Origin of the sequence: Klebsiella sp. H-Nf2, assembly GCF_002806645.1 — a bacterium.
Lineage (GTDB): Bacteria > Pseudomonadota > Gammaproteobacteria > Enterobacterales > Enterobacteriaceae > Klebsiella > Klebsiella variicola.
Map to the genome: position 1 here is coordinate 152,536 of NZ_PIBL01000004.1, position 19,513 is coordinate 172,048.

Consider the following 19,513-nt stretch of genomic DNA (forward strand, 5'->3'; position numbering starts at 1 on the left):
TAAAGTTTGTCGAATTGACCGCGACTTTCTTCACACTTCGCGCATACTCACCTTCCGCATTCCTGCTAAAAAGAGAGAAATGGTTATAGTCAGTAAACTATTTTTCTCTACGAATAAGAGATGATAAGATAACGGGATAAAGTAAATACCTGGCAGAACAATAACAGTAGTCAATTTATCGATATATTATTCTCAATGTGAATGGATTTTATTAATCAGCTAAAGGACGTCAGCGGAAAGAATAAATCATTGTAATCGGCTCACTGTTGCTGACCATGACAATTTATTTTTCATCGACATACAATTTTTATGAATATAACAGAACGGAACATCTGGAAGCTAAATAATTTACCGCCAATGGAGTATTGTTCTCTTGCCCGGGCGCAAAAATTATTAAACTGCGAACTTGAAGACATTCTTCACTGGCATGATATTGGCGCGATCAATCTCTGTCTGAAACTCAACCCGACGCGGGGAACCTTAAAAATAGCCGTCCTTTCTCACCAGGAAAAAGACGTGACCGCCGCGCTGAATCCGCTTGCCGCCGAGGCTGTGGAGACTTTCTGGTCACCCCACTCCCATATCCGCAGCATTCTGCGGCTTGATGGCGATATTCCGATGATGGAAACATTACGCGGAAATACGGTGACGCAGTTTAACGTAAAAGTGTCCGCCTCCGGACTTTGGCACCCACATTGTCGGAATTTAATGGCGCTACTGGAGGCGCCTGATGATATTCTTTACGAAAACAGACTCAGCATGATGCTGCCCGACAAACCGTTTGTCTATTGTCATTTCATTCCGGATGAAGACGAATACACTGCTATATCATTGAACCGCATCTATATCACCAGCCAGGTCATTGAGAAAATATACGCTCACAGTATTAGCGCCCGGCCTATGGACGTGACAAAAAATTCGCTGCTGGAACAAACCAGTTACATCCATCAGGAATTAACCGTCCTGCCGCAAAATGAGGTATTGCTGGAATTTATCCATTATCTTATTCAGTCTCATACCGTATTTAATGAGAAGTTGCAGAATATGGCCGAGCCAGATAAGACCCAGCTCTTTCATCACGTACTGGAAAGGCTCAAAGAAGAGGGCATGCTCCGGGAGAATACCCTGCCCAATGAGGCCGATATCCTCAGCGAAGCCGATCGTTAGTCCAGGCTCGCCGGCAAGTGACGCAGGTCCTCATACAGGGGCCTGGCGGTTTTCCAGCTCAAGCGTTACCGCGATCTCCCGCGCCAGCGCGATGAATTCGCGCGCCGCAGCGCTCTGCCACGCCCCCTGGCGCTGGAGCAAACAGGCCGTTCGCTGCAGCAGCGCGGGTTTAAGCTCAATAGCCACGAGGTCATCATACTGTCCGGCGATCGCCGCCGGCAGTAGCGTCGCGAGCGGCGTGCCGCGAATAACCGTTAGCACGGCGCCGATCGAATTCGCCTCCATCCGCACGTCAGGTTCGAGCCGATGACGGCGACAATAGCGGTCGATTTGTTCCCGGGTGGCAAACTCGCTGCTCAGTAAAATCAGCGGCTGTGCGTCAAGAGCCTGCAGCTGCAGGTGGCTCTCCTGAGCCAGCGGATGCGCGCGGCTCACCACCAGCGCGAGGGTTTCCGTCAGCAGCGGCTGAACCACAATATCCCGCGAGAGGCTCTCGTCAAAAGCAATTCCCACATCCAGTTCATCCTCCAGGAGCATCGTTTCCATCCGCTCCTGGTTCATCTCCTGGATAAGCAATTTCACTCCGGGGTAGCGTCGATAGTACGCCTCCACCAGCGGCCCCAGCATGTAAGTGGTAAAGGTCGGCGTCATGGCGATGCGGAGTTTACCACGCTGCAGATCTTCTGTGTCGTGCAGGGCGCGCCGCCCCTCCTCAAGATCGCGTAACGCGCGGCGGGCATACTCCAGCCAGATCTCTCCGGCATCGGTCAGGCGGGTATAACGACCAGAGCGGTCGAAGAGCTGAACCTCCAGCATCGCTTCCAGCTGGCGGATCTGCTGTGACAGCGCAGGCTGGGAGACATGGAGCGCCGCGGCGGCGCGGGTAAATCCACGATGTTCTGCCACGGCGATAAAGTAGGAAAGATGGCGCAGGAGCATCTGCTTACCTATAAGCAATTCGAATTGGGTTCATCATAAATAAGTCTTTTAACTTATGAAATAAGATACGTACCCTCTGGCTACCATCCTCTGCGTTTTTCACCATCAACATCATCTTGTGCAGGAGTGACTATGTCCGCTCACGATCGCTATCTCCAGCGCGCATTAGCGCTGGCAAACCAAAACATCGCTGACGGTGGCCGCCCCTTCGGCGCCGTACTGGTGCGGCATGATGAGATTGTCGCCGAAGGCGTCAATACTTTTCATCTGAACGGTGACCCAACGGCGCATGCCGAACTGAACGCCGTTCGCGATCTTGCCGCCAGACAGGGAAGCGCGGTGCTGCGCGAATGCGTCATCTATGCCAGCGGGCAACCTTGTCCTATGTGCCTGAGCGCACTCTATCTAACCGGCGTGCGGGAAGTATTTTTCGCCAACAGTAATCAGGATGGCGAACCCTTTCAACTCTCGACCGCCGCGATTTATCAGCAGCTGCAGCAGCCGCTGTCCCGGCAGACGCTGCCGATCCACCACTGCCCGCAGCCGGAGGGGCCGGCACTTTATCAGCGCTGGGCGGAACAGCAACCATGAAGCCCATGCAGCGACAGAATCTAATGCTGTGTGTCCTGGTACTCATCGGGATAAACATGCGTCCGCTGCTCACCTCGATAGGCCCCTTGCTGCCTGACATCCGCGCCGCCAGCGGGATGAGCTATACCCTGGCCGCGCTTCTCACCGCCCTGCCGGTCATCGCGATGGGCGTGCTGGCGCTGGCCGCTGGCTGGGTCGATCGCACTGTTGGTCAAAACCGCAGCATTGCATTGAGCCTGCTGATTATCGCGGCGGGCGCCCTGCTGCGGGAAATCGCCCCACATAGCGGCTTGCTGCTCAGCAGCGCCCTTGCGGGGGGAATTGGCATCGGTATTATCCAGGCCACCATCCCGGCGGTGATTAAGCGCCTATTCGCCCGGCGTACGCCGCTGGTGATGGGACTATGGTCGGCGGCGCTGATGGGCGGCGGCGGGTTAGGCGCCGCGTTCACGCCATGGCTGGCGTCGCACAGTGCGGCCTGGCACCAGGCACTGGCCTGGTGGGCGCTCCCTGCGCTACTGGCTCTGCTCGGCTGGCTGGCGATTTGCCGGCAATTGCCCCGCGCACCACATCAGACCAGCGCTTCCCCCCGGGGCGCGATTATTGGCCAGCGTCGCGCCTGGACGCTGGGACTCTATTTCGGACTGATGAATGCCGGCTACGCCAGTCTGATCGCCTGGCTGCCGCCCTACTATATCCAGCTTGGCGACAGCGCCCAGTACAGCGGCTCGCTGCTGGCGCTGCTGACCGTTGGGCAAACCGCGGGGGCGCTACTCCTGCCAACACTGGCTCGTCAGGATGATCGACGCCAGCTTCTGCTGTTCGCTCTGGCGCTACAGCTCATTGGCTTCTGCGGCTTCATCTGGCTGCCGCAGCACGTCCCAGCGCTGTGGGCCATCGCCTGCGGAGTGGGTCTGGGTGGCGCCTTTCCCCTGTGCCTGGTGCTGGCGCTGGATCACGCCGGACAACCGGCGGTAGCCGGCCGGCTGGTGGCGTTTATGCAGGGTATCGGATTTATCATCGCAGGCCTCTCCCCCTGGCTTTCCGGCCTGTTGCGTAGCCTGAGCGGGAACTACACGCTTGACTGGTCCTGGCATGCGCTCTGCGTCCTGCTACTCATGGCGCTCACACTGCGCTTTATCCCGGCTCACTACCCGGCCGAGTGGCGGCTGCGCGCCTCTGACCAGCATTAAATCGGCGGCGGCGCGTGGCAAAGAATTTGCGCGCGCCCTCGCTGGCCGTCCTCCATTTTGCCCATCGCCAAAATCCGTTTTGACAGCGTCGCTGGCGTGAAATTTATTACCGAGTGAAATTAATGTGTCGCCGAATCACGACACTCGTAAGTAACTAAAAATTAATAAAAAAATGCCCCTTGTTTCCCTCATTTTTTAGGCGTACATTAGCGCCATCTGGAGCACAAAGCGCACAGAATTGCGAGCTGCCGCAGCGTGATTTTTCACCCGCGACAGCTCAGGAAAAACAGAACAATTAATTCATTTGAACGTCGCATAAGCGCGTGGAGTGATGAATCGTGAAATACTTCTTTATGGGCCTCTCTTTTATGGTCATCGTTTGGGCCGGTACTTTTGCCCTGATGATCTAGACTGCAGCGGTGTCAAAAAAAACGGGAGCCCACTGGCTCCCGTTTTTGTTATGGCGTATTCGCCGAAGCGCTAGCTCGCGGCGGGCAGCAAACCATCTGCGCGGAACATCGCCTTGATGCCGCGGATTGCCTGGCGCGTACGGTCCCGGTTTTCAATCAGCGCGAAACGGACGTGAGTATCGCCATAGTCGCCAAAGCCTATCCCCGGCGAGACGCAGACCTTCGCTTCATTAAGCAACTTTTTCGCAAACTCCAGCGAGCCCATGGCGGCGTAAGGTTCCGGTATTTTCGCCCAGACGTACATGGACGCTTTCGGACACTCCACCATCCAACCAGCTTCGTGGAGCCCTTTCACCAGCACATCGCGACGGCGCTTATATTGTTCGGCGATTTCACGCACGCACTGCTGATCGCCCTCAAGGGCAGCGATCGCCGCCACCTGCAGCGGCGTGAACGTGCCATAGTCGTGATAGCTTTTGATGCGAGCGAGGGCATTCACCAGGGTCTTATTGCCGACCATAAAGCCAATGCGCCAGCCGGCCATGTTATAGCTTTTCGACAGGGTAAAGAACTCGACGGCGACATCACGCGCGCCGGGCACCTGCATGATGGAGGGCGCTTTCCAGCCGTCATACACGATATCGGCATAGGCCAGATCGTGGACGACCAGGATGTCATACTGCTTCGCCAGGGCGACGACCTTTTCAAAGAAGTCCAGCTCGACGCACTGCGCGGTCGGATTCGAGGGAAAGCCAAGGATCATCATCTTCGGCTTCGGATAGCTCTCGCGGATGGCACGTTCCAGCTCGTTAAAGAAATCCACCCCTTCCACCAGCGGCACCGAGCGCACCTGCGCCCCGGCAATCACCGCGCCATAGATGTGAATCGGATAGCTGGGGTTTGGCACCAACACCGTGTCGCCATGATCCAGAGTCGCCAGCATCAGGTGTGCCAGCCCCTCTTTCGAACCAATGGTGACGATCGCTTCCGATTCCGGATCGATGTCAACGTTATAGCGTTCTTCATACCAGCGTGAAATGGCGCGACGCAGGCGCGGGATCCCCCGCGAGGTAGAATAACCATGGGTGTCAGGCCGTTGGGCAACGGTGCAAAGTTTTTCCACGATATGCGGCGGCGTCGCGCCATCGGGATTGCCCATGCTGAAATCAATAATATCTTCGCCGCGCCGGCGCGCAGCCATTTTCAGTTCAGCAGTAATATTAAAAACGTACGGAGGGAGACGATCGATACGCGTAAAACGGCGTTCAGGACTGGATTCAGCCATAGGTTCCTCTAATTAACGTTAGCGCCCGGACCGTCCGAGCGACGCTGCCGCTGTTGCGGCTCGTTTAGAAAATAACCTGAAAAAAATCATGTTGTCGAGAGGCATGATGAAAAATATTCTCTGGCGAAAAAAACGGGTATCGACCGCAGTAAATGCGGCTGTGCGTCGCCGGAATAATTCAGAGTTGCATAAGTGTGATAACACATTGATATCTTTCTTATCACAGATATTTTTCGTTAAAAGGCAAGACTGCGGCTATCGCGGTGCTCACCCATTAATCCCCTTTAAAAAGCATGCCTTTTCCTCATTATATTTCTGCGGCTGGTCTTCTGCCGTCAGGTTTTTTATCATGTTCTTTTCTGGCCACTGACGCGGCGCACCCATGCACGAAATTTTTACGATGATGCTGGCGGTCTATGATCGTGCGGCCCTGATGCTTATTTGCCTGTTTTTCCTCATTCGCCTGCGCCTGTTCCGCGAACTGTTGCATAAGTCGGCCCATACGCCGAAAGAGCTGCTGGCCGTAACCGCCATTTTCTCGCTGTTCGCCCTGTTCAGCACCTGGTCCGGCGTCCCGGTGGAAGGTTCGCTGGTGAATGTGCGCATTATCGCCGTCATGTCTGGCGGGATCCTGTTTGGTCCGTGGGTAGGGGCAATTGTCGGGGTAATTGCCGGCGTACACCGCTACCTGATTGATATCGATGGCGTCACCGCCGTGCCCTGCTTTATCACCAGCATTGTCGCAGGCCTGCTGTCAGGATTGATTAACCGTAAAGTGGCCCGCGATCAACGGTGGAAAATCGGCATTCTGGCCGGCATGGTGTGTGAGACCCTGACCATGATTCTGGTGGTGGTCTGGGCGCCTTCCCTGAGCCTCGGCCTGGATATCGTCTCTAAAATTGGTATCCCGATGATCCTCGGCAGCGTCTGCATCGGTTTTATCGTGCTGCTGGTGCAGAGCGTGGAAGGGGAAAAGGAGGCCAGCGCGGCGCGGCAGGCAAAACTGGCGCTCGATATCGCTAACAAAACCCTGCCGCTGTTTCGTCACGTTAACAGCGATTCTCTGCGCCAGGTATGCGAGATTATCCGCCGCGACATTACCGCTGACGCGGTGGCGATCACCAATACCGAGCATGTGCTGGCCTACGTGGGCGTGGGGGAGGCCAACTATCAACACCACGACGATGTCATCAGCCCTACCACCCGGCAGGCGATTCGTTATGGGAAAATCATTATAAAAAACAATGATGAAGCCCACCGCACGCCGGAGATCCACTCCTTGATGGTGATCCCGCTGTGGGAAAAAGGGGTTGTGACCGGCACGCTAAAAATTTATTACTGCCACGCCCATCGCATCACTTCGACGCTGCAGGAGATGGCGATTGGCCTGTCGCAAATAATCTCCACCCAGCTGGAAGTCTCCCGCGCCGAACAGCTGCGCGAGATGGCCAACAAAGCGGAGCTGCGCGCCCTGCAAAGCAAAATTAACCCGCATTTTTTATTCAATGCCCTGAACGCGATCTCCTCCTCGATTCGCCTTAATCCAGACACCGCGCGCCAGCTCATTTTTAATCTGTCGCGCTACCTGCGCTATAACATCGAATTAAAAGACGATGAGCAGATTGATATCAAACGAGAGCTGTATCAGATCAAAGATTATATCGCCATTGAACAGGCGCGATTCGGCGACAAGCTGACGGTCATCTATGATATTGACGACGATGTCAGCTGCGTGATCCCGAGCCTGCTTATCCAGCCGCTGGTGGAGAATGCCATCGTTCATGGTATCCAGCCCTGTAAAGGCAAGGGGGTGGTGACGATCGGCATTAACGAGTGCGGCAATCGGGTTCGCATCAGCGTTCGCGACACTGGCAACGGCATCGATCCCGCCGTGGTCGCTCGCGTGGAAGCCGACGAAATGCCGGGAAATAAAATTGGTCTGCTTAACGTTCATCACCGGGTGAAGCTCCTCTACGGCGAGGGGTTGCATATCCGCACCCTGACGCCAGGAACAGAAATCGCCTTTTATGTCCCCAATCACCACACGCCGCAGGCGCTGACGGAGTCTCTGTTGTCATGAGCGGAGAAAAGATGAAAGTTATTATTGTGGAAGATGAGTTTCTGGCTCAGCAGGAGCTCTCCTGGCTTATCAACACCCACAGCCAGATGGAGATCGTCGGCAGCTTTGACGACGGCCTGGACGTGCTGAAATTTCTCCAGCACAACAAGGTCGATGCCATTTTTCTCGATATCAATATTCCGTCGCTGGACGGGGTTTTGCTGGCGCAAAACATCAGCCAGTTTGCCCATAAGCCTTTTATCGTCTTTATCACCGCGTGGAAAGAGCACGCCGTGGAAGCCTTTGAGCTGGAGGCGTTTGACTACATCCTGAAGCCCTACCAGGAGTCACGCATCATCAATATGCTACAAAAGCTAACCGCCGCCTGGCAGCAGCAAAATAACGTCGCTGCGGGAGCGACCAGCGCGGCGCCACGAGAAAACGACACCATCAATCTGATAAAAGATGAACGAATAATCGTCACCAGCATCCATGATATTTATTATGCTGAGGCGCATGAAAAGATGACTTTCGTCTATACCCGCCGGGAGTCATTCGTCATGCCGATGAACATCACCGAATTCTGCAGCAAACTGCCCACCGCACATTTCTTTCGCTGCCACCGCTCGTACTGCGTGAATCTCAGCAAGATCCGCGAAATTGAGCCGTGGTTTAACAATACCTATGTGCTGCGCCTGCGCGACCTTGAATTTCAGGTGCCGGTGAGCCGCAGTAAAGTGAAAGAGTTTCGCCAGCTGATGAATCTGTAGAGGCGGGAAGTCCCGCCATCCGGGCTACGACGGCAGCCCGGGAGGGATGCGCTTATAACACCTGGCCCAGCGTCTGACGCAGATGCGCACCGGAGCCCAGCAGGCCCGGGTTTTCATGCACGATCAGGTAAACCGGAATATCCTGAACATAAGCTTTGAAACGGCCTTTGTCTTCAAAACCGCCGCGGAAGCCGGAGGCTTTAAAGAACTCCAGGAAGCGCGGCACGATGCCCCCGGCGATATACACGCCACCAAAGGTCCCGAGAGTCAGCGCCAGGTTTCCGCCGAAGCGGCCCATAATGACGCAGAACAGCGATAGCGCCCGGCGACAGTCGGTACAACTGTCCGCCAGCGCTCGCTCGGTGACCTCGCGCGGCTGCAGGTTTTCCGGCAGGCGGCCATCAGATTTCACAATCGCGCGGTACAAATTGACCAGTCCGGGACCCGAGAGCACGCGTTCTGCGGAAACATGCCCCAGCTCGGCGCGCAGCTCTTCCAGAATAATCCCCTCTTCTTCGCTGTTCGGCGCAAAATCGACATGACCGCCTTCGCCCGGCAGGCTGACCCAGCGCTTGTCAACGTGCACCAGATGCGCCACGCCAAGCCCGGTTCCGGCGCCATAAACGGCGATCGGTTTGCCCGCTACCGGAGCGCTGCCGCCAAACTGGATGAGGTGCTCGGCTTTCAGCATCGGGATGGCCATGGAAACGGCGGTAAAATCGTTAATTATCTCCAGATGGGCAAAGCCAAGGTTGCGCTTCATTTCAGCGATGGAGAATGCCCAGGTATGGTTGGTCATCGCTACCCAGTCGCCGGTGATCGGGCAGGCAATGGCGATACAGCCTTCGTTGACGGTCACCTGGTGCTCCTCCAGATAGACGCGCACCACCGCCTCCAGACTGGAATAATCGAGCCCGGAATAGGTCTTAGCACGAGAGATCTCTCCGCTCGCCAGATCACATAGCGCCAGGCGGGCGTTGGTCCCCCCGACATCTCCTACTAAAGCAAATTTTGTCATTCCGTTACGGCTCCGCTAAAGTCAAAATAATTCTTTTGGCACACTGTAAATTCATGGCGGCTTAACAACAACGTCCAACGCGCAGACGCCCCTTGTTTAGCGACACAGGTCACATTTAGTTTGTAATCTATGCAAGGTAGTCTGTAAACGACGCCTCGGATATCAGACGCCGCCTTAACTTTATCGTTTCAGCACCATTTGCATCGACGGCCCCTACCGACGAAGGCAAAGTAGTGCTTCAGAACTTTGACAAGGACATTTTCATGCTCCATCCTCGCGCCAGAACAATGCTGATCCTGTCGGTGCCGGCCATCCTGATAGGTATCGCCTGCAGTCTGATCCTGATCGGCGCGATGAAGGTTGCCGCGCTGCTACAGCGCGTGCTGTGGAGCAATCTGCCCACCCAGTTGGGGATGAGCGCTGACAGCCAGCTATGGATTATCGCCATGCTCACGGCGACAGGGATCGCCGTGGGCCTGGTCGTCCGCTACAGCCCGGGACACGCCGGGCCGGATCCGGCCACCGAATCGCTCATTGGCGCCCCCATTGCCACCGGCGCGCTGCCCGGGCTGCTGGCCGCGCTGATCCTCGGCCTTGCCGGCGGCGTCAGTCTCGGCCCGGAGCATCCGATTATGGTGGTGAATATTGCGCTGGCCGTCGCCGTCGGTTCACGGCTGTTTCCGCGCGTCAGCTCGCTGGACTGGACCATCCTAGCGGCCTCAGGCACTATTGGCGCCCTCTTCGGCACCCCGGTGGCCGCCGCGCTGATTTTTTCGCAAACCCTCAACAGCAGCAACGAGTCGCCGCTGTGGGATCGCCTTTTTGCGCCGCTGCTTGCCGCCGCCGCGGGCGCGCTGACGACCGGGCTGTTTTTCCACCCGCATTTCACGCTGCCGATCCCCCATTATGGCCAGATGCACTTCGTCGATATCATCAGCGGCATGATCGTCGCTCTGATTGCTATCGCCGTCGGCATGGTGGCCGTCTGGTGTCTGCCGCGCCTGCACGCCCTGATGCATCGCCTGAAAAATCCCATCCTGACGCTGGGCATCGGCGGGCTGCTGCTGGGGATCCTGGGGACTATTGGCGGGCCCTTAACGCTGTTTAAGGGGCTGGATGAGATGCAGCAGCTGGCTTTCAGCCAGACGCTAACCGCCGCGGATTTTCTGCTCATCGCGCTGGTCAAACTGGCTGCCCTGGTGCTCGCCTCCGCCAGCGGTTTCCGTGGTGGGCGGATTTTCCCGGCGGTCTTCGTCGGGGTGGCGCTGGGGCTGATGCTGCATGCCCACGTGGACGCTGTACCAGCGGCGATCACCGTCTCCTGCGCGATCCTCGGCATGGTGCTGGTCGTCACCCGCGACGGCTGGCTTAGCCTGTTTATGGCCGCCGTGGTGGTCCCGGATACGACGCTGCTACCGCTGCTGTGCATTGTGATGCTCCCGGCCTGGCTGCTGCTGGCCGGGAGGCCGTTGATGATTGCCAAACGCCATACCGACTAAACGCGGCTGTTTCGTTCCTCCAGCGCCTGCGTCACCGCACGCAGGAAATCGGGGATATCCATTTTCGGTAGCATCACTTCGACCAGGGTAAGGGTATCGGAGGTGATGCTTTCCGCCATCGCTTCCCGTAGCTCAGCCGTGTGCGTGACCCGCCAGCAGCGAGAAACAACGTCCGGGGCGAAGGCTTCCGGCAGTCGCTGCCAGTCCCACAGGGCGATGTCATTGTAGCGCTGCTCAGGGCCATGAATCGCCCGCTCCACGGTATACCCTTCGTTATTCAGCAACAGAATAAGCGGTTTTTGCTTATCGCGAAGCATAGAGCCCATCTCCTGAATCGTGAGTTGGGCGGCGCCATCGCCGACGATCAGCACCACCCGCCGCTCTGCCGCCGCGGTTTGCGCGCCATAGGCGGCCGGGAGGGTAAAACCAATCGACCCCCACAGCGGCTGAACGATCAGCGATGCCTCAGAGGGAAGCTTCAGCGCCGCGATGCCAAACGCCGCCGTCCCCTGATCGGCGAGGATAATATCGCCGGGGCGCAGCGCATCCTGCACCGTCGACCAGAAATTCTTCTGGGTTAACTCACCTTCGGCCTCCTCTTCCACTTCCGGCGCCACGACCTGAGGCGCCGCCCACTCCGCCGCCAGCGGGGCGGAAAGCGTCATTAATGCAGCCAGAGCTTGATCCATCGGCACGCCGCTGAACCAGTGGTCGCCCACCCTGACGGCGAAGGGCTGGATCTCTATGGTCTTCTCCCGCGCCAGATGCTGGGTGAATCCCGCGGTGATAGTGTCGGTGAAGCGCGTGCCAATGCAGATGATGGTGTCGGCGTTTTCAATCGCCTCCCGGGTCTGTGGGGCGCTGGCGATCCCGCTGTAGGTCCCGACAAACCCGCGCTGCTGCTCATCAAACAGCCCCTTTCCCATTAGCATGGTGGCATGGGAGATGGGGGTTTTCGCCACCCACTCCCGGAGCGTGTTCTGCAGGCCATAGCGTTGCGCCAGGAAATCAGCCAGCAGAGAAATGCGTCGGCTGCCCCGCAGCAGGCGGCTGGCATGATCGCGGAACCCCGCGAGCTGGTTTTCATCCGCCGTAGCGGCCTCCACCAGCAAGCGCTGGGCCGGGGCAATCGCTGCCGCTCTGGCGACATCGGCCGGCAGCATCAGATAGCCCGGCCGATGATGCGTCAGCATGTCGCGCAGGACACGGTCGATTTCATGGCAGGCATTGCCGGCGGTCAGCAGCGCCTGGCTGCAGGTGATCTGCTCGCTCATGCGGGCGAAATGGCGAAAATCCCCATCGCCCAGGGTATGGTGCAACAGTTCGCCGCGCTGCTGGGCGCCGGTAGAGGGCGCGCCGACGATATGCAATACCGGAATATGTTCCGCATAGCTACCCGCAATGCCGTTTAGCGCGCTCAGTTCGCCGACGCCGTAGGTGGTCAGCAGCGCACCGGCCCCTTTGATGCGCGCATATCCGTCAGCGGCATAGGCCGCATTCAGCTCGTTGGCGCAGCCGACCCAGCCTAATGCGCTGTGCGCGATGACGCGATCGAGAAACTGTAAGTTGTAATCTCCCGGCACGCCGAACAAGCGGTCAATACCGCAGTCGACGAGGCGATCCAGCAGATAATCCCCAATAGTGTAGGTCGGTTGCATGTCCATTATCCTCATTTTGGTGCAGGTGTAATTTGAGTATTGAATAAGCGATCCGCCTGTCCAGAAGGGGGACGATAAAGCCGGTGTAAAGCAATAGTTACGCCCAAAAAGCAGTGTACTCCATGCAGAACATTGATTAGTGTAAACGTATACACACCCTGTTTTATCTGCGGAGGAAGAATGGTTTACCAGGCAAGCACCACGCGATATCAAACGATGGAATATCGTCGCTGCGGTCGCAGCGGCCTTCAGCTCCCGGCGATTTCTCTCGGCCTGTGGCACAACTTTGGCGACGAAACGCGGGTGGAGACCAGCCGGCAGATGCTCCTGCACGCGTTTGACCTTGGCATCACTCATTTTGACCTGGCCAACAACTATGGGCCGCCGCCGGGTTCAGCAGAGAGCAATTTTGGCCGCATTCTGAAAGAGGCGCTCCTGCCCTATCGCGATGAGTTGATTATCTCTACCAAAGCGGGCTACACCATGTGGGACGGCCCTTACGGCGACTGGGGTTCACGTAAATATCTGGTGGCCAGTCTTAACCAGAGCCTGCAACGCATGGGGCTGGAGTATGTCGATATTTTTTATCATCACCGTCCGGACCCACAGACCCCCCTGACGGAAACGATGCGTGCGCTCGATCACCTTGTACGCCAGGGGAAAGCGCTTTACGTCGGGATCTCCAACTATCCGCTGGCCCAGGCGCAGGAAGCGGTGAAGATCCTTAACGACCTCGGTACGCCCTGCATCATTCACCAGCCCCGTTACTCGATGTTCGAACGCAGTGCGGAAGAGGGGTTGCTGGATTTTCTGCAGACGGAAGGGGTGGGAAGTATAGCGTTTTCACCGCTGGCCGGCGGACAGCTTACCGATCGCTATCTGAACGGTATCCCGGCCGACTCTCGCGCCGCCAGCAGCAGTCGTTTTCTGCAGCCGGAGCAACTGACCGCCGCCCGATTAGAAAAAATTCGTCAGCTAAATACGATGGCGGAAGAGCGCGGGCAGAAGCTGTCGCAGATGGCGCTGGCCTGGGTACTGCGCAAGGAGAAAGTGACCTCCGTGCTGATCGGCGCCAGCAAAACCACGCAGCTGGATGATGCTGTCGGGATGCTGCAGAATCGTCACTTCAGTGCCGAGGAATGCGCGGCCATCGATGCCATCCTTGCGCTGTAAAGCAAATGTTACTTTAGCAAAAAGTGCTCTTTTCGGCGCTTTCGGAGTTCGTCCGATGCGGCGGGTCTTTACCGGCCCGTAATATCAGGTTAACAGGCCGCTTACGGCCCCGATCGTGAAGGAGAAGAGTATGTTCAGGTCACTGATTCTGGCAGCAGTACTGCTGGCCGCAGCGCCACTAGTTGCTAACGCTGGTGAAATCACCCTGCTGCCATCGATAAAATTACAAATTGGCGATCGTGACAATTACGGTAACTACTGGGACGGTGGCGGCTGGCGCGACCGTGATTACTGGCGTCGTCACTATGAATGGCGTGATAACCGTTGGCATCGTCATGACAACGGCTGGCACCGCGGCTGGGACAAGGGCAAAGATAAAGCCTGGGAGCGCGGCTATCGTGCTGGCTGGAGCGACCGCGACGACCGCCGTGGCGGCTGGGGACGAGGCCCGGGCGGACGTGGGCATGGACATGGACATGGCCATCACTAGCAGACTTAAAGGGGAGCCCATTGGCTCCCCTTAATGTTATCCAGCACGAGTAATGAACTACGCCACGCCGAGCAACGATCCCACGATTAACCAGCCGTTCAGGCTCACGACAATAGCGACAATTGCCCAGCCAGTGCCTCTCACCCAGCGAGTGTTCACCAAATCCCCCATGAGTTTCGCATCGTTGGTGAATATCAGCAGCGGCACCAGGGCAAGCGCAATACCAAAACTCAGCAGCACCTGACTCATCACCAGGATACGCGTAGGATCCAGCCCCAGCAGGATCACCACAAACGACGGCAGCATGGTGACCGCCCGACGAAACCACAGCGGGATATGAAAGCGGATAAACCCCTGCATGACGACCTGCCCTGCCAGGGTACCCACTACCGTCGACGACAAACCGGCTGCGACCAGGCTGAGACCAAAGATGGTCGCCGCCGCGTGGCTCAACAGTGGCTCCAGCGTTCTGTATGCCTGATCGAGATCGGCGACGCCGGTATGGCCGTTGAAATGGAATGCCGCCGCGGCGGTCGCCATCATCGCCAGGTTGACGAACCCGGCAATGGTCATGGCAATCGCCACATCCCAGCGGGTCGCGTTATAGCGTTCTTTCCGCGTACCGCCGTGCAGATGCTGGGTAAGCGAGGAATGTAAGTAGATCACGTGCGGCATAATGGTCGCCCCCAGCACCCCGGCGGCTAAGAATACCGCCTCGCCGCTGGGCAGCGTAGGGATCACCAGCCCTTTTGTCAGGGGGGCCAGCGCGGGCTGAGAAAAGATCAACTCCACGACATAGGCCACGGCGACAAACAGCAGCAGCCCGCCAATCACCTTCTCCAGCGGTTTTTGCCCGCGCCGCTGCAGCATCAGGATAAGGAAGGTCGCCACCCCGGTCAGCACCGCCCCCTGCAGAAGCGACACGCCCAGTACCAGCTTAAAGCCAATCGCGGCGCCGATAAATTCAGCCAGGTCGGTGGCCATCGCAATGATTTCCGCCTGCACCCAATAGAACCACACCACCGGGCGCGGGTAATGGTCACGGATCTGCTCGGCCAGATTTTTGCCGGTGGCAATGCCCAGTTTGGCAGAGAGCACCTGGATCAGCATCGCCATCAGGTTGGCCCATACCACGACCCACAGCAGCTGATAGCCAAAGCTGGCGCCAGCCTGAATATTAGTGGCGAAATTACCGGGATCGATATAGCCAATGGCAGCGACGAAAGCGGGCCCCATGAGGGCGAGCTTCACCTTGCGCGCGGCGCGACTACTGCTATTCTCAACGCGACTGCTAGTCATCTTCTGCCTCTGGAAATATAGCCTTTGCTATGTTTCATGCTATCAAAATGCGAATGATTATCAAGTTCATTTAAAATGGAGATAATGATTGCTGTGATAGGCGGGAACAATAGCTGGCCGGAAATGAAAAACGGGCGTTAGAACACGCGAGCGTGCCCAGTACTAAGAGTAGTACAAGAATGCAACTTTTAAAACCTTTACGTAACATAACAAAAGTGGATGTTTGATCACTATTTTTGCCATTGGTCACAGTTCCTTGCAATAGTGTGCAATTGATCTCGTTTTCTTTAAAGCCGTTGCATAGAATGTGCACGGAAATTTAACCTGCCTCATATTTGGAGCAACTATGGACCGCGTCTTGCATTTTGTCCTCGCGATCGTTGTGGTGGCTATACTGGCCCTGTTGGTCAGTCACGACCGTAAAAAGATCCGTATTCGTTATGTTGTTCAACTGCTTGTCATCGAAGTCCTGCTGGCCTGGTTCTTCCTGAACTCCGATATTGGTCTGGGTTTTGTGAAAGGCTTCTCTGAGATGTTTGAAAAACTTCTCGGATTTGCCAACGAAGGGACAAACTTCGTGTTCGGCAGCATGAACGATAAAGGTCTAGCCTTCTTCTTCCTTAAGGTTCTGTGCCCTATCGTCTTCATTTCCGCGTTGATCGGTATTTTGCAGCATATTCGTATCCTGCCGATTGTCATCCGCGCCATTGGTACCGTCCTGTCGAAAATCAACGGTATGGGCAAGCTGGAGTCCTTCAACGCCGTGAGCTCGCTGATCCTCGGTCAGTCGGAAAACTTTATCGCCTATAAAGATATTCTCGGCAAAATGTCGCGCAACCGCATGTACACCATGGCGGCGACGGCGATGTCCACCGTGTCGATGTCCATCGTAGGCGCGTACATGACCATGCTGCAGCCGAAGTATGTCGTCGCGGCGCTGGTGCTCAACATGTTCAGCACCTTTATCGTTCTGTCATTGATTAACCCGTACCGTGTGGAAGAGAGCGAAGAAAATCTGCAGATGTCGAATCTGCACGAAGGTCAGAGCTTCTTCGAAATGCTGGGCGAGTACATTCTGGCAGGCTTTAAAGTCGCGATTATTGTGGCGGCGATGCTGATCGGCTTCATCGCGTTGATCTCGGCGCTGAATGCCCTGTTCGCCACCGTGACCGGCTGGTTCGGCTACAGCATCTCCTTCCAGGGGATCCTCGGCTATATCTTCTACCCGGTTGCCTGGGTAATGGGTGTGCCGGCAAGCGAAGCGCTGCAAGTGGGCAGTATTATGGCCACCAAACTGGTCTCCAACGAATTCGTCGCCATGATGGATCTGCAGAAAATCGCCTCGACGCTCTCTCCGCGCGCGGAAGGCATTATCTCTATCTTCCTGGTCTCCTTCGCCAACTTCTCGTCTATCGGCATCATCGCCGGGGCGATCAAAGGTTTGAACGAAGAACAGGGCAACGTGGTTTCTCGCTTCGGTCTGAAGCTGGTCTACGGCTCCACGCTGGTTAGCGTGCTGTCCGCCTCGATTGCGGCACTGGTTCTGTAACAGGCGCCAGTCATCTGAGCCGGGCAATGCCCGGCTTTTTTTTACCCGTCATTCGCCCAACGGCTGAGGCTTACCAACCAGGTAACCCTGCAGATAATTCACGCCCAGTTCCAGCAAGCGCGCTTTTTGCGGTTCGCTTTCGACGTATTCCGCCACCACGCTCATCTGTTTCGCCCGCGCCATCTCGACAATTGATTTCACCATGATAGCATCCAGCGGGTCCGTCAGAATGTCGCGGACGAAGCAGCCGTCAATCTTAATGATATCGGCCTGCAGATGCTTCAGTCGTTCATAGTTCGCATAACCGGTGCCAAAGTCATCAATGGCGATAGCGCAGCCAAACGCGCGCAGCGCTTCGAGATTTTGCTGGCTGGTGTCGGCATTGGAGAAGGCCTGCTCTTCGGTCACCTCAATGGTGATAAGATCTGGCGAAATGCGATAGCGTTGAAACAGCGCGATAATCTGCGCTGCGCTGTCCTTTTGCATCAGGGTTGAAGGCAGCAGGTTAACCGAGAATCGCTGGCCAGGATGCAGATGGAGCGCACTGAACAGGGTCTCCAGCACCAGCATGTCAAAACGCTGGCTGAGGTTAAACTGCACAATCAGCGGGATAAACTGATCCGGCATAATGACGCTATCGCCACAGCGCATGCGCGTGAGGATTTCATGATAGCCCTCCCCCTCCGCATTTTGAATCGGTTGCGCATAGAGCACCAGCGCTCGCTCTTTGAGAACCTGCTTGACGCGCATCAGGAGGCGTACCTGCTCGGTGGTTTGATCCACCACCAGTTCCTGCTCCTCATCCAGCGCCAGCACCCGACGTTCACTGCCCGCCTGTTCGGAAAGCCAGCTGAGCTGACCCAGCATCTGGTGCAACGTCTCACCCTGGCCGTCGTCACGGCTCCATGCCGCGCCAAACTCCAGATCCAGCGGCTGATTATGCCAGCTGAACTTTTTATGGTTGAGGATCGCGACCATATGGTTCAGCCGCGCAGCAGGGTCCGGTCCGTCGAGTACGAGGATCAATTCGCTGCCGGGCACCTGGAAGACTTTATCCGTTGCCCCCAACAGCGGCTGCAGCGCCCGGATGATTTGCCGTTTACAGTCCACACCCATCATCAGACCATAATGCCGGCTAAGAAAATCGAGATTATCGATACGCAAGCTGCAGATAGCCTGCAGAGGACCGCTCTGCAAATGACTCACCAGTGCACGAAGGTTAGGTAAACCCGTCAGCGGATCCTCCTCTGCCTGGCTACGCCAGCGGCGTTTATTACGGTCGCTGCGCGCATAGATGTCGGCCATATAAAACAAACAGATAGTGAAGGAGATCAGGACCGACAGCACAAAGGATAATGAATACTCGCTCTGGACACCCTGGAGAAAGTTTTTATTATATACCACCAGCAAAAAGGCCGAGACAGACCATGAAATACGCAGCAATGCATGACCAATCCGGCTAATCCCGATGAAATAGACAATAAAAATGACCGGAACTAAATAACCGGCAATAAATTCAGACTGATACGGCGCGCACAGTAACGTTAATAACACTGCCAGCGAGATAAACCAATATAGGGTAAAGGAACGATGTTTGGGTGCCAGCCACGGTAAACATTCCTGTCGCCAAAAGCGGCGAGCATAGCGCGGATTGATAACCATCCGCATTGGATAATAAAGAAACGTCGTAAAAATTAATGCCGCGCTGATTAAACTTTGGATATCTATTACGGTATAAATCAACGGCATACTACCAAAGTAACTGGTAATAGATAATGGAAACGCAAAATATTGCCCGGCGAGGTACATGGTGATTTTCAGCAGCACCGGCGCGAAGAAGCCGCCCCAGAAGATCCGTGCCCCCATATGTTTCGCCGTGGGACCACAGCGCCAGCGCTTGCCCACCATCAGGCGTAAAACAGCGCAGGAGACAAACACAGCAAACAGCTGACAAAAGAGCAGAATAAGCGCCTGCGGTAGCGTTAATTCAATGAGAAAGCTATTGGTGATAGCAAATGCGAGAATTAATGGTGCAATCGCATAGCGGCCAAAAATAAAAATAACGGAAAACATCACACTGATTGGCAGCCAGGCAATATAAATAGAATTGCCCTCAATAACCGTTTGCGGTGAAATAAAACGGGCCAGTGGAATGGCAGCTAAACAGATGATAAAGGCCAGCAGAGTTTTTTTGATATTAATGTTAATTTTATCAAGCATTATTGTTAATTAAAACTCCGGCAACCGCATTACGTTTAATGGGGAAATGTTATGTTGCTTATTTAGGGCAGGCAAGGTGAATTATCAGGAAAAAGTCTGAAATTACTTTCGATTTTAATAGCTGGAGATTAACTGACTTAACCAGAAAGTGCTTTACAAGAAAACAGCTAAAAGCAAAAACCCCCGCCGAGGC

Annotated in this window: 17 protein-coding genes; 10 read left to right on the plus strand and 7 right to left on the minus strand. The window is 55.8% G+C overall.

The genetic code is table 11. The features are described from left to right. Positions 1 to 309: 309 nt before the first annotated feature. Positions 310 to 1,167 carry a hypothetical protein gene (locus tag CWM58_RS12995; protein WP_100681067.1) on the plus strand — a complete coding sequence of 286 codons (858 nt, stop codon included), beginning with the start codon at positions 310 to 312 and terminating at the stop codon, positions 1,165 to 1,167. A 30-nt stretch (positions 1,168 to 1,197) separates the two neighbouring features. On the opposite strand, the gene cynR is transcribed toward CWM58_RS12995, so the two are convergent. Further along, on the minus strand, positions 1,198 to 2,106 hold the full coding sequence (cynR, locus tag CWM58_RS13000) for a transcriptional regulator CynR (protein ID WP_074387915.1): 909 nt from the start codon (positions 2,104 to 2,106) through the stop codon (positions 1,198 to 1,200). 132 nt (positions 2,107 to 2,238) lie between these two features. Between cynR and CWM58_RS13005 the strand changes: the two genes are divergently transcribed. The 3 genes from CWM58_RS13005 to ypdK all read left to right on the plus strand — a co-directional run bounded on the left by CWM58_RS13005 (position 2,239) and on the right by ypdK (position 4,300). Beyond that, the gene (locus CWM58_RS13005) at positions 2,239 to 2,697 is read left to right on the plus strand and encodes a nucleoside deaminase (protein ID WP_061153745.1); all 459 of its coding nucleotides are present in this window, start codon (positions 2,239 to 2,241) and stop codon (positions 2,695 to 2,697) included. Next, a complete protein-coding gene (locus tag CWM58_RS13010) occupies positions 2,694 to 3,890 on the plus strand; it encodes a CynX/NimT family MFS transporter (RefSeq protein ID WP_100681068.1) in 1,197 nt (398 codons plus the stop codon). The genes CWM58_RS13005 and CWM58_RS13010 overlap by 4 nt, the downstream gene beginning before the upstream one ends. A 338-nt stretch (positions 3,891 to 4,228) precedes the next feature. Further along, positions 4,229 to 4,300, plus strand: a complete 72-nt coding sequence (gene ypdK / locus CWM58_RS13015; RefSeq protein WP_099119320.1) for a membrane protein YpdK — start codon at positions 4,229 to 4,231, stop codon at positions 4,298 to 4,300. A 70-nt stretch (positions 4,301 to 4,370) separates the two neighbouring features. Here ypdK and alaC read toward each other — a convergent pair whose 3' ends face one another. Next, positions 4,371 to 5,585 (minus strand): alanine transaminase, encoded by a 1,215-nt coding sequence (alaC, locus tag CWM58_RS13020; RefSeq protein WP_008803894.1) that lies wholly within the window; start codon positions 5,583 to 5,585, stop codon positions 4,371 to 4,373. Between the two features lie 267 nt (positions 5,586 to 5,852). Then, positions 5,853 to 5,969 carry a hypothetical protein gene (locus CWM58_RS28575; protein WP_162677109.1) on the minus strand — a complete coding sequence of 39 codons (117 nt, stop codon included), beginning with the start codon at positions 5,967 to 5,969 and terminating at the stop codon, positions 5,853 to 5,855. On the opposite strand from CWM58_RS28575, the gene CWM58_RS13030 reads away from it, so the two are divergent. Next, complete coding sequence (locus tag CWM58_RS13030; protein WP_008803893.1) at positions 5,968 to 7,665, plus strand: sensor histidine kinase; 1,698 nt, start codon at positions 5,968 to 5,970, stop codon at positions 7,663 to 7,665. The two genes, CWM58_RS28575 and CWM58_RS13030, sit on opposite strands and share 2 nt — an antisense overlap. Positions 7,666 to 7,676: 11 nt before the next feature. Next, complete coding sequence (locus tag CWM58_RS13035) at positions 7,677 to 8,414, plus strand: LytR/AlgR family response regulator transcription factor (protein ID WP_012967486.1); 738 nt, start codon at positions 7,677 to 7,679, stop codon at positions 8,412 to 8,414. 52 nt (positions 8,415 to 8,466) lie between these two features. On the opposite strand, the gene glk is transcribed toward CWM58_RS13035, so the two are convergent. Beyond that, positions 8,467 to 9,432: a glucokinase gene (glk, locus tag CWM58_RS13040; RefSeq protein ID WP_100681069.1), complete on the minus strand. Its 966-nt coding sequence runs from the start codon at positions 9,430 to 9,432 to the stop codon at positions 8,467 to 8,469. A gap of 263 nt (positions 9,433 to 9,695) precedes the next feature. On the opposite strand from glk, the gene CWM58_RS13045 reads away from it, so the two are divergent. Then, positions 9,696 to 10,931 (plus strand): ion channel protein, encoded by a 1,236-nt coding sequence (locus tag CWM58_RS13045; RefSeq protein WP_100681125.1) that lies wholly within the window; start codon positions 9,696 to 9,698, stop codon positions 10,929 to 10,931. Here CWM58_RS13045 and CWM58_RS13050 read toward each other — a convergent pair. Next, on the minus strand, positions 10,928 to 12,589 hold the full coding sequence (locus tag CWM58_RS13050) for an alpha-keto acid decarboxylase family protein (RefSeq protein WP_100681070.1): 1,662 nt from the start codon (positions 12,587 to 12,589) through the stop codon (positions 10,928 to 10,930). The two genes, CWM58_RS13045 and CWM58_RS13050, sit on opposite strands and share 4 nt — an antisense overlap. Positions 12,590 to 12,769: 180 nt before the next feature. On the opposite strand from CWM58_RS13050, the gene mgrA reads away from it, so the two are divergent. Together mgrA and CWM58_RS13060 are read left to right on the plus strand one after the other, a co-directional pair. Next, entirely contained in the window at positions 12,770 to 13,762 is a 993-nt protein-coding gene (gene mgrA, locus CWM58_RS13055; RefSeq protein ID WP_100681071.1) for an L-glyceraldehyde 3-phosphate reductase, read from the plus strand. Positions 13,763 to 13,892: 130 nt separating this feature from the next. Beyond that, positions 13,893 to 14,252, plus strand: a complete 360-nt coding sequence (locus CWM58_RS13060) for a DUF2502 domain-containing protein (RefSeq protein WP_061153739.1) — start codon at positions 13,893 to 13,895, stop codon at positions 14,250 to 14,252. A gap of 57 nt (positions 14,253 to 14,309) precedes the next feature. On the opposite strand, the gene CWM58_RS13065 is transcribed toward CWM58_RS13060, so the two are convergent. Then, complete coding sequence (locus CWM58_RS13065) at positions 14,310 to 15,551, minus strand: Nramp family divalent metal transporter (RefSeq protein WP_100681072.1); 1,242 nt, start codon at positions 15,549 to 15,551, stop codon at positions 14,310 to 14,312. Between the two features lie 346 nt (positions 15,552 to 15,897). Between CWM58_RS13065 and nupC the strand changes: the two genes are divergently transcribed. Next, positions 15,898 to 17,100, plus strand: coding sequence for a nucleoside permease NupC (gene nupC, locus CWM58_RS13070; RefSeq protein WP_012540950.1), 1,203 nt, complete (start codon positions 15,898 to 15,900; stop codon positions 17,098 to 17,100). 48 nt (positions 17,101 to 17,148) lie between these two features. Here the strand turns inward: nupC and CWM58_RS13075 are convergent, their stop codons facing one another. Next, on the minus strand, positions 17,149 to 19,320 hold the full coding sequence (locus CWM58_RS13075; RefSeq protein WP_100681073.1) for an EAL domain-containing protein: 2,172 nt from the start codon (positions 19,318 to 19,320) through the stop codon (positions 17,149 to 17,151). Positions 19,321 to 19,513 lie beyond the last annotated feature (193 nt).

Bases quoted from the DNA above. Each gene is read 5' to 3' on its own strand.
- CWM58_RS12995 (WP_100681067.1), top strand. From the start codon at position 310: ATGAATATAACAGAACGGAACATCTGGAAGCTAAATAATTTACCGCCA.
- cynR (WP_074387915.1), bottom strand. From the start codon at position 2,106: ATGCTCCTGCGCCATCTTTCCTACTTTATCGCCGTGGCAGAACATCGT.
- CWM58_RS13005 (WP_061153745.1), top strand. From the start codon at position 2,239: ATGTCCGCTCACGATCGCTATCTCCAGCGCGCATTAGCGCTGGCAAAC.
- CWM58_RS13010 (WP_100681068.1), top strand. From the start codon at position 2,694: ATGAAGCCCATGCAGCGACAGAATCTAATGCTGTGTGTCCTGGTACTC.
- alaC (WP_008803894.1), bottom strand. From the start codon at position 5,585: ATGGCTGAATCCAGTCCTGAACGCCGTTTTACGCGTATCGATCGTCTC.
- CWM58_RS13030 (WP_008803893.1), top strand. From the start codon at position 5,968: ATGCACGAAATTTTTACGATGATGCTGGCGGTCTATGATCGTGCGGCC.
- CWM58_RS28575 (WP_162677109.1), bottom strand. From the start codon at position 5,969: ATGGGTGCGCCGCGTCAGTGGCCAGAAAAGAACATGATAAAAAACCTG.
- CWM58_RS13035 (WP_012967486.1), top strand. From the start codon at position 7,677: ATGAAAGTTATTATTGTGGAAGATGAGTTTCTGGCTCAGCAGGAGCTC.
- glk (WP_100681069.1), bottom strand. From the start codon at position 9,432: ATGACAAAATTTGCTTTAGTAGGAGATGTCGGGGGGACCAACGCCCGC.
- CWM58_RS13045 (WP_100681125.1), top strand. From the start codon at position 9,696: ATGCTCCATCCTCGCGCCAGAACAATGCTGATCCTGTCGGTGCCGGCC.
- CWM58_RS13050 (WP_100681070.1), bottom strand. From the start codon at position 12,589: ATGCAACCGACCTACACTATTGGGGATTATCTGCTGGATCGCCTCGTC.
- mgrA (WP_100681071.1), top strand. From the start codon at position 12,770: ATGGTTTACCAGGCAAGCACCACGCGATATCAAACGATGGAATATCGT.
- CWM58_RS13060 (WP_061153739.1), top strand. From the start codon at position 13,893: ATGTTCAGGTCACTGATTCTGGCAGCAGTACTGCTGGCCGCAGCGCCA.
- CWM58_RS13065 (WP_100681072.1), bottom strand. From the start codon at position 15,551: ATGACTAGCAGTCGCGTTGAGAATAGCAGTAGTCGCGCCGCGCGCAAG.
- nupC (WP_012540950.1), top strand. From the start codon at position 15,898: ATGGACCGCGTCTTGCATTTTGTCCTCGCGATCGTTGTGGTGGCTATA.
- CWM58_RS13075 (WP_100681073.1), bottom strand. From the start codon at position 19,320: ATGCTTGATAAAATTAACATTAATATCAAAAAAACTCTGCTGGCCTTT.